The sequence below is a fragment of the Citrifermentans bemidjiense Bem genome, assembly GCF_000020725.1.
GTDB lineage: Bacteria > Desulfobacterota > Desulfuromonadia > Geobacterales > Geobacteraceae > Geomonas > Geomonas bemidjiensis.
Map to the genome: position 1 here is coordinate 4,023,303 of NC_011146.1, position 12,548 is coordinate 4,035,850.

Sequence of the window (12,548 nt, forward strand, 5' to 3'; positions counted from 1 at the left end):
CCATGGAGTTCGGCAACAGGGATAACGGCGACCGCGGCACAATGTCGCAGATCAACGTGACGCCGCTGGTCGACGTCATGCTGGTGCTTTTGATCATCTTCATGGTCACGGCGCCGATGATGCAGCAGGGGGTCCAGGTGAACCTCCCCAAGGCGGACACCAAGGCGCTGGCCCCCAAGGAGGACACCCTGGTGGTCTCCCTGGAGCAGTCCGGCAAAACCTTCATCAATTCCTCCGAAATCTCCCAGGACCAGCTCAAAGAGAAGCTCACCTCGATGCTGGCCGGCAGGGAGAAACGCGAAGTCTTCCTAAAGGCTGACCAGGCGGTCCCCTACGGCGAGGTCGTGAAGGTGATGGCCCAGATCAAGGGGGCGGGAGTCGAGCGGCTCGGCATGGTAACGGAGTCCCCGCAGCGGCGATGAGAAAACAGCTGACACGCCGATACCCGGGGCCGCAGGGGATGTTCGCGCTCTCCTTCGTCTGCCACCTGGTCGTGTTTCTGATCATAGCCAAGTGGCAACTCTCACCGGAATTACATCCGGACGACACCCCGGTCACCTACGTAGACATGGTCACCCTCCCCGTCGCCTCGCCTCAGGCCGGCACCCCCGCGCCTGCGGCCGAGGCGGAGAAGGAAGCTGCCCCTCCCCCGCCTGCCGCGCCTGCTGCACCGGCCATGGTGCAGCCCGCCAAACCGGCGAAGCCCGCGAAACCTGCGGCCAAGGCTCCGGCGGCGGAGCCCAAGGGGAAGTCCGCGCCGGCGAACCCCGCGGCCCAGGCGCAGGAGTTCAACGAGCGGCTGGCGAAACTGGAGCGGGTCGCCCAGGATAAACGGCAGGCCGAGGTCATGGAGCGGCTGAGGAAGAAGGGAAGCCAGCAGACCGGGATGCCCGGGGCCAAGGGAACCGAGGCCGGGAGCGACTACCCCTCGTACCTCCAGTCCCGCCTCAAGGATGCACTCAAGGAAGTCATGGTCTCGCAGACCAAGTCGCCGCAGGTGATCGCAACCATCACCGTGTCCGGCGACGGCAGGATCGCGGAATACCATGTGGAAAAGGGATCAGGGGACCCGCTTTTTGACGATGCGGTCCATCGGGCCGTGACGCTGGCCGGCAAATCGCTGGTCCCACCGCCGGGCGGCGCGCCGTTCAAGCGCATGTTCCGCTTCAGACCGGAAGGGGTCGGTATCAGATGAGAATAATATTGCTGTTGGCCATGCTGCTCCTGGCGCCTCAAATGGCGCAGGCGGCAGAGGGATATATAGACGTAACGGCCCCGGTGAGCCGCAAGCTCAAGCTCTTCCCGGCTCCCGCCACCGGCCTCGCCGGGCAGGTGCCCCCGGAGGTGTCCAGGGAGCTCTCCGAGCTGTTCGGGATGGACCTGGGATTAGCCGGCCCCTTCGAGGTCTCCGGGGACGGCGCGGGCGCCGACCTGATCCTGAAAAGTTCCTACAGCGCGCAGGGGGGCAACATCACCCTGGAGTGCCGACTGGTGGACCGGGTGCTGAACCGCGAGATCACCGCCAAGCGCTACAGCGGGTCAGCGAAGGAATTACGCCGCATGGGGCACGCCTTCTCCGACGAGGTGCTGCGCGCGGTGACCGGGGAAAAAGGTCCCTTCACCGGCAAGATCGCCTACGTGACCAAGGCCTCCGGCAACAAGGAGATCTTCGTCATGGACTACGACGGGCACAACCCGCAGAGGCTCACCAACAACGGCTCCATCAACCTGAACCCCGACTTCGCCCCCTCCGGCAAGGAGATCATCTACACCTCCTACAAGAAAGGGAACCCGGACCTGTACCGCCGCGAACTCTTCACCGGGCTCGAGGCGCGCATCTCCTCCCGAAGCGGCCTGAACGCCACGGGCGCCTACTCCCCAGACGGCAGCAAGATAGCCATGGTGATGAGCAAGGACGGCAATTCCGAGATCTACCTGATCTCGCGGGAAGGAAAGGAGCTGGCGCGGCTCACCAACAACCACGCCATCGACGTCTCCCCGGCCTGGTCGCCGGACGGCTCCCGCATCGTCTTCGTCTCCGACCGCCTGGGCAAACCTCAGGTGTTCATAATGAATGCGGACGGCGGCAACGTGCACCGGCTCACCGCCAACGGCGCCTACAACGTCACGCCCCGCTGGTCGCCCAAAGGGGACCGGATCGTGTACGCGCGCCAGGGAGGAGGCGGGTTCCAGATCTACGCCATCAATGCGGACGGCACCCAGGACACCCAACTCACCAGCGCAGGTAGCAACGAGCACCCCCGCTTCTCGCCGGACGGCCGCTTCATCGTCTTCAGCTCCACCCGCGACGGCGCCGAGGCGATCTACCTGATGCGCGCCGACGGAAGCGGCCAGACCAGGGTATCCCCCAACAAGTCCCAGAATTCCCATCCGACATGGTCGGTAAATTGGTAAAGATACCGGTACATTTTGAATCATTGATTAACTCGGAAAAGGTGAGTATACTTTCCTTCGCTTTTTAACCACGGCACGCTCATGAGGAGCGGCACGTATTCTATCTAGAAAAAGGAGTGGGATAATGCGCAAGATGATTCTCGGATCCCTGGTTGTTCTGACTTTCGGAGCACTTCTTTCGGCCGGCTGCGCCAAAAAGGACGTCGTGAAAACAGAGGAGCCGATTTCGGCTGCCCAGTCCGCCCCCGCTCCGGCACCCGTGCAGACGCAGCAACAGGCACGGCCGGAGGCCCCCGCGGCGCAGCAGCCCATCACCGAGACCACTCCCAGCCGCGAGCAGCCCGTGGCCCAGGAAACCCCCAAAGATGCCGGCAAGGCGCAAGAAGTCCAGGCAGAGCTGCAGAAGGTCTACTTCAACTTCGACTCCTCCGATCTTTCGGAAGAAGCACGCGCTTCCCTCTCCAAAAACGCCGAGTACCTGAGCCGCCAAGCCGGGACCAAGGTGCGCATCGAGGGTAACTGCGACGAGCGCGGCTCCGACGACTACAACATGGCGCTGGGCGAAAGAAGGGCGAAGTCCGCCAAGGACTACCTGGTCAACCTGGGCATCGCCTCCGACCGTCTCTCCACCATAAGCTACGGCGAAGAGAAGCCCGCCGATCCGGGTCACGACGAGGCGGCCTGGGCCAAGAACAGAAGGGATGAATTCGTCATCGTCAAGTAACTCAAGCAGTTCCTGCCGAAAAGGAGCCTCAGGGCTCCTTTTTTTATAGAGCAGCAGGATCACAGGAGGTTTGTCATGCAGGCAATGAGAGTGGCACTGGGGTCACTGGTACTGCTCGCCTTTTTCGGTTGCGCCAGCCAGAGTGAACTCGAATCGGTGCGCCGCGATTCGGACGAGATGAAGAACCGCCTCTTCACCATGGAGAAGGGGTTGAACGAGACGCGCGCCGAAGTAAGGGATGGGGTGGAGAAATCGCTGGCTGGTTACCGCCAGAGCCTCGAATCTCTGCAGTCCGACATGTCCGGGTTCCAGAAGGAGATGACGGGAATCAGGAAAGGGGGCGCCGACCTTCAGGCGACCCTGGAGAGCGCCCGGGTCGACATGCAGCTTTTGACCGGGAAGGTGGACGACGTGCGCATCCTGGCCCAGAAGCCGGCTGACGACATCGCGCTCTTGAAAGAAGACCTGACCAAGCGTCTTGCCGCACTCGAAGAGCGGATGGCCAAGATGGAAAAGGGGGTCGAGGAGCAGGCGAAAAAGGAGGCCGAACTGCAGCAGGCGCCCGAGTACCTCTACCAGAAGGGGTACGAAGCGATGAAGGAGGGGAACCTCCCCAAGGCGCGGGAACTCTTTTCAAGCTTCCTGGAGCATCACCCCAAGCACAACCTGGCAGCGAACGCCCAGTACTGGATCGGCGAGAGCTACTACTCCGAGAAGAAGTTCGAGAACGCGGTGCTCGAGTTCGAGAACGTGATCAAGAACTACCCCAACAAAGACAAGGCTCCCGCCGCCATGCTGAAGCAGGGGATGGCCTTCAGGGAATTGGGCGACAGCAAGAGCGCCAACTACATCCTGAAGAAACTGGTGGAAGAGCATCCGAAGTCGGAAGAGGCTAAGATCGCCAGAGAGAAATACAAGATCAGATAGTCCGCAGGCGTCCGCGGTATTACGGCCCCCCTGCCGCAAACAGGGGGGCCGTGCCGTTTCTCACCGGGTCATCCCCATAAAACATTCACGACAGACAAGGAGTCGCCCATGTTCCTCGCCCGAGACAAAAACAACGATCTCTACCTCTTCGACAAGCTTCCCATCAAGGGTTCCGAATGCTGGTGGGCCGAGACCGGCGTGGACGGGACCTACCTGCGCCTCGACAAGTCCCTGTACCCGGAAGTCACCTGGGAAAGCGAGCCTGTCGCGGCCGAGCTGGTTGTGTCGAAGGGATAGCAGTTGGGGCTGGTTGGCCGGAGGCTCAGCCGAGCCGGATGGCGGGCTTGATGTTGTCGGGGGTGTAGCTTGTAGCCGCAGCCCATCCCTTACCCGGCACCAGCACGGGTTCCAGCCGGCAGGCTATGTACCCGATGAGGTTCGCGGGTTCGGGAACGTCCGGGGCGATGGTGACGATGCGAAAGCCGACGAAGTCCCCTTCTCTGGGGTAGGACTTCGATTCCTTGAGGGTGCAGCTCCAGATCTTCATGGCCCCATGAGGCCCGGCGATGCTGATCAGGAAGGTGCGCTCGCCGTCGCGTCCAAGCCCGGCATCTTCCTCGACGAGGGCCGGGACCAATCCCCCTATGAGCGGCGTGTATCCGATCGAGCAGGCATGCGCGAACGCGGAGGCGTTATCCTCGAAGACGAGATTCTCCTGTTTTTTGCGGAACCAGTTGAACATGGGTCACCCTCAAATGGAATGCGAGACTATACCGGCTTTTCCAGGGCTGCAGCAGGAAAAACGGGGGATTTATCGCACACAGTTAACGGAAGATCATAGCTACCAGGAACTAAAAAGGGAAAGGCGAGTTGACCCGTCTTTCCCTTTTTTTGCTGCAGCGAGGATTTGAAGCTCTTAGGCGGTTTTTTCCGCCTCGGCCTTGGCCGCCTGTGCCGCAGGCGCGGCTGCCGCCCCCTCCACCTTGACTCTGAGCTCCTCCGCAGCCTTGGCCTGCTCGTCTTCCGCCTTGCGCTTCGCCTCGGCGAGCTTGGCCAGGTGCTCCTTCTCCTCTTCCGTCCTGCTGTCGGCCTCGATGGTCTGCTTGAAGTCGTCGGTCGCCTTCTTGAACTCGGCAAGCCCTTTGCCAAGCGACTTGGCAAGGTCAGGGAGCTTCTGAGGGCCTATGACTATCAGGGCGATTACCAAAATAATGACCAGCTCAGGCATCCCTATTCCGAACATTCTATCTACCTCGCTTGATTTGCTGTTTAAACACGCGCTGTACTTAGGAAAATTTCAAAAAATAATAGAGGTTTTACCCTCCGGTGTCAAGCGTGCTAATCTGCACCCTTAATTGGTTTGACATGAACCTTAACATTGTCTACTATCGGTGCTGTTTACCATATGTATTCCCAATGAACTAGTTTTGGCGGTGATGAATATGACGCAGGAAACTTTAAAAGCAGATATTAAAGCGCTTCTCAAAGAGCGCAATGCTGTACTTCTCGCTCACAACTACATGCGTGACGAGGTGCAGGAAATAGCAGACATAACCGGCGACTCGCTGGCGCTTTCCATAGAAGCGGCAAAGACAGATGCGGAGGTGATCGTATTCTGCGGCGTCCACTTCATGGCCGAATCCGCCTCCATCCTGGCTCCTGAAAAAACGGTTCTCCTCCCCCGCCTCGACGCGGGATGCCCCATGGCCGACATGGTTTCGGTCGAGGCCCTCAGGGAAATGAAGGCGAAGCTCCCCGGCGTGCCGGTGGTCACCTACGTGAACTCTTCCGCCGCGGTCAAGGCCGAAAGCGACATCTGCTGCACCTCCGCGAACGCCGTGAAAGTGGTCCAGTCGATGAGCGAAAAGGAGATAATCTTCGCCCCGGACCGCAACTTGGGGAGCTACATCGCCCGCTTCACCGACAAGAAGTTCCACCTCTGGGAAGGGTACTGCCCGACCCACGAGCGGCTCAGGCCCGAGGTGGTCAAGGAGCTGAAACAGGCTAACCCCGACGCCCCCTTCGTCTGCCATCCCGAATGCAACCCCAAGGTGGTCGAACTGGCAGACCATGTCTGCTCCACCACCGGGATGTACGACTACTGCAAGAAGAGCGGCGCCAAGCGCTTCATCATCGGCACCGAGGCGGGAATACTGTGGCGGCTCAAGCGTGAGAACCCGGACAAGGAGTTCATCCTCGCCTCCCCGGCGCTCATCTGCCCCAACATGAAGCTCACCTCCCTGGAGGACGTCTTCGAGGCGCTGCAGCAGATGAAGCCCGTGGTCAAGGTCCCGGAAGATATCCGCATCCCCGCCAAGCGCGCACTGGACCGGATGCTCGCCATCCCGAGAGATTAGCCGGCAGCCCCAGAGCACCAGACTTCCCATAAACGACAGGAGCCCCATATGATCCGACCGTTCAAGGGTATCGCCCCCAAGATAGATCCCTCCGCGTTCATAGCCGAAACCGCCGTCATCATAGGCGAGGTCAGCATCGGCAGGGAAGCCAGCATCTGGTACAACTGCGTGGTCCGCGGGGACGTCAACTTCATCAGCATCGGGGACCGGACCAACATACAGGACCTCTCCATGCTGCACGTGACCCACAAGAAGAACCCGGAGGACCCCGGGGCGCCGCTCATCATCGGCAACGACGTCACCGTCGGCCACAGCGTGACCCTGCACGGCTGCACCATCGAGGACGGCGCCTTCGTGGGGATGCAGGCGATCATCATGGACAAGGTCTTGGTCGGCAAGGGGGCCCTGGTCGGCGCGCGCGCCCTGGTTACCGAGGGGACCGTCATCCCCCCCGGCACCCTCTGGGTCGGGTCCCCAGCGAAGTACAAGCGGGACTTAACCGAGAGCGAGATCGCCTGGCTCGCCCGCTCCGCCGGGAACTACGTCAGGTACTCCCGCGAGTACATGGAAGATATCGGCTAGGCGCGGCGCCACCAGCCTCCCCGGCCAAGCAGCAAGGAATCTGTGAAAGACACGCTGGACAAAGAACAGACGCGGGCGGCGCTTCTGGAACTCTTCGAGACGCTCTTAAGCCGCTACGGCGCGCTTAACTGGTGGCCCGCCGACACCCCCTTCGAGGTCTGCGTCGGCGCCATCCTGACCCAGAACACCAACTGGCTCAACGTTGAAAAGGCAATAGTAAACCTGAAACGAGAGGGGCTCCTCTCGGCAGAGGCGCTCCGGGAGATCGATGAGGGGCGGCTGGCCGAGTTGATACGCCCCTCTGGCTTTTTCAACGTGAAGAGCGCGAGGCTGAAAGGGTTTGTCGGCTGGCTTTTCGAGCGCTACGGCTCCCTGGACGCCATGTTCCAGGGGGACTGGATCGGCCTTCGGGAGGAACTGTCCGCGGTGCGCGGCATCGGGCCCGAGACCTGCGACTCGATCCTTCTCTACGCGGGGGGAAAGCCTTCCTTCGTGGTCGACGCCTATACCAGGCGTCTCTTCTCAAGGCTCGGGCTCATGCGGGAAGAGGACGACTACCACCGGGTGCGCGCCCTTTTCATGGATCATCTTCCGGCCGAGGTGCCCCTATTCAACGAGTACCACGCCCTGATCGTCGAGCAGTGCAAGCGGCACTGCCGCAAGAAGCCGCTGTGCGACGGCTGCCCGCTCACCCGCTTTTGCACCTTCCTCGCGGCAGGCCGCCCTTGACCCTGACCCTGACCCTGACCCTGACCCTTACCCAGCACCCACAGGACCTATAGATGAGATTCTTCGCCAACCTGTTCCTGCTCCTGTTCATCGCCGACGGGAGCCTTTCGCTTTTGGACGAACTGGCCTCGCTCCTATTCCCGCTGGTCCCCCTTTCCGGGCTGCGCGGCTTTCTGGCCAACGCCGTCATACTGATCGCGATACCGCTCTACCTGGGCCTCGGCATCGACCGGCGGCTGCCCAAACGGCTCTTCCTACCCCTGATCCTGTTCGTATTCTGGTGCCCGCTCTCCATCTGGTTCTTCCCCGCCCTCGGCGCCTTCAAGCTGTACGGCCTGATCATGGCGGCGCTGCAGGTAGGGCTCGGCACCTTCCTCATCTCCCGGTTCAATGAGAACCCGGCGGCGCCGCTTACCCTTCCCCCCACGCTCTTCGAGGCGCCTTACTTCGACCTGCGCAACACACTGGTGTTCGTCGGCGTGAACATCTTCGTCCTCCCGCTGGCCCTGGCGACGGCGGCGCTCTTCGCGGCCAACTCCTACGCCACCGAGGCCACCGGCGGCTTCATGAACGTGTCCCCCCGGGGTCTCTACATGAGCGAGCGCACCTACCGGCGCGGCGACCGCACCGTCAAACTCGCAGCCATGATCCACATCGGCGAGAAGGATTATTACGACGAGGTGGCGCGGCTGGTTCCTGCGGGGAACACCATAGTGCTGGCCGAAGGGGTCACCGACGAGAAGGGAAAGCTCAAAAACAAGTTCGATTACCACCAGGTGGCGAACCTGCTGGGGCTCGCCTCGCAGGAAAAGCTCCTCTTCAAGGGGAGGATGATCGAACCCAACGAGCTGCAAACCCCGGGGAAGCCGGAGGGAAAGGCACAGGCGGGGCCGGATATCCTGCGGGCGGACGTGGACCTGAGCGCCTTCCGCCCGGAGACCATGATGCTTCTGGACGCCATGGGGAAGCACTTGCGCGAGAACCCTTCCGCCCTCGACGGCCTGCTGAAGCTGAACCGGTGGGCGGAGAAAAACATCACGCCCGCCATGTACGCCGTGATCATGGACGACATCCTGCAGCGCAGGAACAAGGTGGTGGTTCAGTACCTGGACCAGGCGCTGAAGCGCTACCAGACCGTGGTGATCCCCTGGGGCGCCCTGCACATGAAAGGTATCGAAGCAGAGGTTCTAGCGCGCGGGTTCGTGCTGCAAGGGGAACAAAAGCGGCTGAGCGTCGACTTCAAGCGCGTGGCGTTACACAATTAGAGTACGTTCAGACCCTAGCACTATTGGAATAACAAAGTTTCTCGCACTGCATGTAACACATGCAGACCGCCAAATAGTGATTTCTGAACATCTGTCAGTCGCTCTGCTAGTGTTACAGCCTTTACACTTGACTTTGTAAACAAAACAATGCTAATTGCATGACCTCTTTTCCTATGCTCACGTTTTGATTAACGCATGCAAGGCCGCGGAGGTTGCATGGCGAGACACAAGATAACCGCTCCCGGTCTTGCTGCCGGCATCGTACATAGAGAAAGGCTGTTCCAGGTTTTGGACCATGCCGATAAACCTGTGCGCTGGATTTCCGGTCCCGGCGGCTCCGGCAAGACCACCCTGGTCTCCAGCTACCTCGAAACCCGCGGCATCCCAGCCCTGTGGTACCAGGCAGACCAAAGCGACTCCGACCCGGCCACCTTCTTCTATTACATGGGTCTGGCGTTTCAGGACTCTGTTTCACCCGACCGCGAACCGCTGCCACTTCTCACCCCCGAATACCTTGCCGGCCTCAAGACCTTCTCTCGCCGTTACTTCCAACAACTCTTCGCACAACTGCCGGCACCTTACGCCATAGTCATTGATAACTACCAGGAGATCCCGGCTGGTTCCCCGTTTCACGAACTGATAGCGGAGGGACTGGCGCAATGTCCGGACGGGATCACCGTGATAGCCACAAGCAGGGAAGAGCCGCCTGCGGTGTTGACCGTGAACGAAACAGCGGCACGTTTCGCTTTCCTCGGCTGGAGCGACCTCCGGTTTTCCTTCGACGAGGCCAGGGAGTTCGCCGGGACACAGACTTCAAGCCACATTGAGACCGAAGCGCTGGCGAGCCTTTACGCCAAGACGGACGGGTGGATAGCCGGGCTGCTCCTGATCCTGGAGAGCCTCGACGGCGGCACCCTCGACCAAAAGCTGCTGCAAGAACTTCCTCTCGACAAGGTGTTCGTGTACTTCGCCGACAAGATCTTCGAAGCGCGAGACGGCGAGCTGCAAAACTTCCTGCTGAAGACCGCTCTGGTCCCGGGAATCACGGCGCAGATGGCCGAGCGTTTGACCGGCATCGGCAGTTCCGAGCAGATCCTCTCCCGGCTCTGCCGCAACCGTTTCTTTACCGCGAAGTCCTCGCCGGCAGACCCCGTCTACCAGTACCATCCACTTTTCAGAGAGTTCCTCGTTGCGCGTGCGGAGGGAACCCTTCCTGCCGCCGAGCTGAGGGAAATCAGGCGGCAGGCCGCCTCCCTGCTTAAGGGCGCGGATCGAGCCGAGGACGCGGCAGGCCTGCTCACCGAGGCTTCGGACTGGGACGGCGTTGCGGAGCTGATCCTCGATTGCGCGCCGCTGCTTGCTGCGGAAGGAAGAAGCGAGACGGTTCGTGGCTGGCTTGAGAGCGTACCTGCCGAGAGCGTGGCAGTAAACCCAGGCCTGCTCTACTGGAAAGGGGTATGCCTGCTGCTTCATTCGCCTCCTGCAAGCAGGGTCTGTTTCCGTGAGGCCTACGATCTATACCGCCTGGCCGACGACCGGGTCGGCATGCTCCTCTCCTGGTCCGGCGGCGCGGAAGCATCGCTTTACGACAGGGAGTTCACCCCGCTGGACCAGTGGCTCGCCCTGCTGGAAGAGATGCGGATCGAGGAAGGGGACATTCCCTCGCGACAGCTTGAGGAGCAGATGGCCATGAGCATCTTCAACGCCATGGCTTTCAGGCAGCCGCACCACCGCGACATCTCCAAGTGGCGCGAGCGCGCCCTTTCCCTGGTGCGCGGCTGCGCCGACATCAACCTGCGTCTGCAGTCGGCAATCCATCTGGTCGTCCACGATCTCTGGAACGGGAACTTCGGCAGGGCGAGCGTACTGCTGGAGCAGACCTTGGCAATGGCCAGCACGGGCAAGCCCTCCCCGATGACCCGGATCACCATAATGAATGCGCAGGTGCTCAACTGCTATTTCACCGGGGCATGGGCTTCGGGGGTCGCGGTCGCCTTCGATGCACTGAGGATGGCGGACGAGACGGGGGTCCACGTCTGGGACATCCAACTCATGGGAAACGGCGCCGGCTGCGCGCTTTGCAGGGGAGACTCCGCCACGGCGGATGAGCTGCTGAACGCGATGCGCGACCGGTTGCAATGGGGCGTAAGGCTCGATATCGGCCAATACCATGGGCTGCGTGGATGGCAGGAGAGTCTGGCAAGACGTTTCCAGGCAGCGATCCCGCACCTGGAACTCTCCTTGGAATCCCTCCAGGGGACGGGTTTCCTGGCGCCGGAAGCGGTGATGCTCATAACCCTGGCCGACAACCTCCGGATGACCGGAAATCCGACCCGGGCAGAGGCATGCCTTAGCCGTGCCTGTGACATCGCCCGCGGTATGGGGAGCGGGTACCTTGAGTTCCTTTGCCTTCTGAACAGCGCCGAACTTGCGCTGGATGCTGAAGACGACGTGCAGGGCGATATGCTGCTGCGCCGGGCGATGGCCCTTGGCAGTGCCGGAGGGTACCTGAACGGCTGGTGCTGGCGCCCCGATGCCCTGGTGCGGCTATGCACCAAGGCATTGGAGAACGACGTAGAGGCTGCTTACGTAACCCGGCTGGTGCGCCATTGGGCGCTGGCGCCGGAGACGCCGCCGCAGCATCTGGACAACTGGCCCTGGCAGTTCCAGATCCTCACCCTGGGGGGCTTTCAGCTGATCCGGGGAAACGAGCCCCTGATCCTTGCCGGTAAATCGCGAAAGCCGCTGGAACTGTTGAAAGCTCTGGTGGCCTTCGGCGGCAGCAACGTGCCCCTGGAGCGGCTTACCGATGCGCTTTGGCCCGAAACCGACGGCGACCTGGCCCAGCGCTCCTTCGACACGACCCTGCATCGGCTCCGAAAGTTGCTGGCAGATGAAAAGGTACTCCAACTCCAGGCGGGAAAGCTTTCCATCAACCCCAGGTACTGCTGGATCGACACCTGGGCCTTCGAGCGCCGATGCGGCGAGATAGATGCCGCATTGAACCTCCCTCTTGCTTTCGAGAAAGGTGCGGCCCTGTACCAGGGAAGCTTCCTCCTCGACGATGCATCCCTGGCCTGGACCGCACCGATGCGGGACCAGATGCGCAACCGGCTGCGCCAACTAGTCGGCAGGGCGGGGGGATATTTCGAGGGACTTGAGCGATGGGATCTGGCTGTCACCTGGTACGACAAAGGGATAAAGCTCGATCCGGTTGCCGAAGAATTGCACCAAAGGCTCATGGTCTGCTACCGGCAGCAGGGACAGATGTCGCTGGCGATCAAGACCTATCTCAACTGCCGCTCGATGCTCTCCACCGAACTTGGGATAGCACCCTCGGCGCACACTGAAGAGATATATCGAAGCTTGACCGTAGGCCAGTAGAGATCCGCCCCTCCTCTCAACATTTTTCCTCCACCTGTAAGTCTTCTGTAAGCCGCTCTCCATTACCATCCCCGCAATAAGGGGCAAGGAAATGAACCTGTTTAGAAGGTATGGCGGGTTCCATTCAGTTCATCAGGAATACGTGACTGGAGCAGAGGATGTTGC

At 61.1% G+C, this 12,548-nt stretch carries 13 protein-coding genes; 11 read left to right on the forward strand and 2 right to left on the reverse strand.

Going from position 1 to position 12,548, the window contains the following annotated elements:
• Positions 1-2: 2 nt before the first annotated feature.
• From tolR to GBEM_RS17555, 6 genes are all read left to right on the forward strand, one after another.
• Positions 3-422: a protein TolR gene (tolR, locus tag GBEM_RS17530; protein ID WP_012531940.1), complete on the forward strand. Its 420-nt coding sequence runs from the start codon at positions 3-5 to the stop codon at positions 420-422.
• Positions 419-1,195 (forward strand): energy transducer TonB, encoded by a 777-nt coding sequence (locus GBEM_RS17535; protein ID WP_012531941.1) that lies wholly within the window; start codon positions 419-421, stop codon positions 1,193-1,195. Before tolR ends, GBEM_RS17535 begins: the two co-directional genes overlap by 4 nt.
• Complete coding sequence (gene tolB / locus GBEM_RS17540; RefSeq protein WP_012531942.1) at positions 1,192-2,415, forward strand: Tol-Pal system beta propeller repeat protein TolB; 1,224 nt, start codon at positions 1,192-1,194, stop codon at positions 2,413-2,415. Before GBEM_RS17535 ends, tolB begins: the two co-directional genes overlap by 4 nt.
• Before the next feature lie 124 nt (positions 2,416-2,539).
• A complete protein-coding gene (gene pal, locus GBEM_RS17545; RefSeq protein ID WP_012531943.1) occupies positions 2,540-3,139 on the forward strand; it encodes a peptidoglycan-associated lipoprotein Pal in 600 nt (199 codons plus the stop codon).
• A 75-nt stretch (positions 3,140-3,214) separates the two neighbouring features.
• Complete coding sequence (ybgF, locus tag GBEM_RS17550) at positions 3,215-4,066, forward strand: tol-pal system protein YbgF (RefSeq protein ID WP_012531944.1); 852 nt, start codon at positions 3,215-3,217, stop codon at positions 4,064-4,066.
• A 108-nt stretch (positions 4,067-4,174) separates the two neighbouring features.
• Positions 4,175-4,363: a hypothetical protein gene (locus tag GBEM_RS17555; protein ID WP_012531945.1), complete on the forward strand. Its 189-nt coding sequence runs from the start codon at positions 4,175-4,177 to the stop codon at positions 4,361-4,363.
• A 25-nt stretch (positions 4,364-4,388) separates the two neighbouring features.
• On the opposite strand, the gene GBEM_RS17560 is transcribed toward GBEM_RS17555, so the two are convergent.
• Positions 4,389-4,808, reverse strand: a complete 420-nt coding sequence (locus GBEM_RS17560) for a hypothetical protein (protein ID WP_012531946.1) — start codon at positions 4,806-4,808, stop codon at positions 4,389-4,391.
• A 174-nt stretch (positions 4,809-4,982) separates the two neighbouring features.
• Complete coding sequence (gene tatB / locus GBEM_RS17565) at positions 4,983-5,309, reverse strand: Sec-independent protein translocase protein TatB (RefSeq protein ID WP_012531947.1); 327 nt, start codon at positions 5,307-5,309, stop codon at positions 4,983-4,985.
• 199 nt (positions 5,310-5,508) lie between these two features.
• Between tatB and nadA the strand changes: the two genes are divergently transcribed.
• The 5 genes from nadA (at position 5,509) to GBEM_RS17590 (ending at position 12,383) form a co-directional block, all read left to right on the forward strand.
• Complete coding sequence (nadA, locus tag GBEM_RS17570; RefSeq protein ID WP_012531948.1) at positions 5,509-6,423, forward strand: quinolinate synthase NadA; 915 nt, start codon at positions 5,509-5,511, stop codon at positions 6,421-6,423.
• 48 nt (positions 6,424-6,471) lie between these two features.
• Positions 6,472-7,005 carry a gamma carbonic anhydrase family protein gene (locus GBEM_RS17575; protein ID WP_012531949.1) on the forward strand — a complete coding sequence of 178 codons (534 nt, stop codon included), beginning with the start codon at positions 6,472-6,474 and terminating at the stop codon, positions 7,003-7,005.
• 42 nt (positions 7,006-7,047) lie between these two features.
• Entirely contained in the window at positions 7,048-7,734 is a 687-nt protein-coding gene (locus tag GBEM_RS17580) for an endonuclease III domain-containing protein (RefSeq protein ID WP_012531950.1), read from the forward strand.
• Between the two features lie 53 nt (positions 7,735-7,787).
• Complete coding sequence (locus GBEM_RS17585) at positions 7,788-8,999, forward strand: TraB/GumN family protein (RefSeq protein WP_012531951.1); 1,212 nt, start codon at positions 7,788-7,790, stop codon at positions 8,997-8,999.
• A 216-nt stretch (positions 9,000-9,215) separates the two neighbouring features.
• The gene (locus tag GBEM_RS17590; protein WP_012531952.1) at positions 9,216-12,383 is read left to right on the forward strand and encodes a BTAD domain-containing putative transcriptional regulator; all 3,168 of its coding nucleotides are present in this window, start codon (positions 9,216-9,218) and stop codon (positions 12,381-12,383) included.
• Positions 12,384-12,548 lie beyond the last annotated feature (165 nt).

Excerpts from the sequence above, each read along its gene's own strand:
- tolR (WP_012531940.1), top strand. The coding sequence starts at position 3 with ATGGAGTTCGGCAACAGGGATAACGGCGACCGCGGCACAATGTCGCAG.
- GBEM_RS17535 (WP_012531941.1), top strand. The coding sequence starts at position 419 with ATGAGAAAACAGCTGACACGCCGATACCCGGGGCCGCAGGGGATGTTC.
- tolB (WP_012531942.1), top strand. The coding sequence starts at position 1,192 with ATGAGAATAATATTGCTGTTGGCCATGCTGCTCCTGGCGCCTCAAATG.
- pal (WP_012531943.1), top strand. The coding sequence starts at position 2,540 with ATGCGCAAGATGATTCTCGGATCCCTGGTTGTTCTGACTTTCGGAGCA.
- ybgF (WP_012531944.1), top strand. The coding sequence starts at position 3,215 with ATGCAGGCAATGAGAGTGGCACTGGGGTCACTGGTACTGCTCGCCTTT.
- GBEM_RS17555 (WP_012531945.1), top strand. The coding sequence starts at position 4,175 with ATGTTCCTCGCCCGAGACAAAAACAACGATCTCTACCTCTTCGACAAG.
- GBEM_RS17560 (WP_012531946.1), bottom strand. The coding sequence starts at position 4,808 with ATGTTCAACTGGTTCCGCAAAAAACAGGAGAATCTCGTCTTCGAGGAT.
- tatB (WP_012531947.1), bottom strand. The coding sequence starts at position 5,309 with ATGTTCGGAATAGGGATGCCTGAGCTGGTCATTATTTTGGTAATCGCC.
- nadA (WP_012531948.1), top strand. The coding sequence starts at position 5,509 with ATGACGCAGGAAACTTTAAAAGCAGATATTAAAGCGCTTCTCAAAGAG.
- GBEM_RS17575 (WP_012531949.1), top strand. The coding sequence starts at position 6,472 with ATGATCCGACCGTTCAAGGGTATCGCCCCCAAGATAGATCCCTCCGCG.
- GBEM_RS17585 (WP_012531951.1), top strand. The coding sequence starts at position 7,788 with ATGAGATTCTTCGCCAACCTGTTCCTGCTCCTGTTCATCGCCGACGGG.
- GBEM_RS17590 (WP_012531952.1), top strand. The coding sequence starts at position 9,216 with ATGGCGAGACACAAGATAACCGCTCCCGGTCTTGCTGCCGGCATCGTA.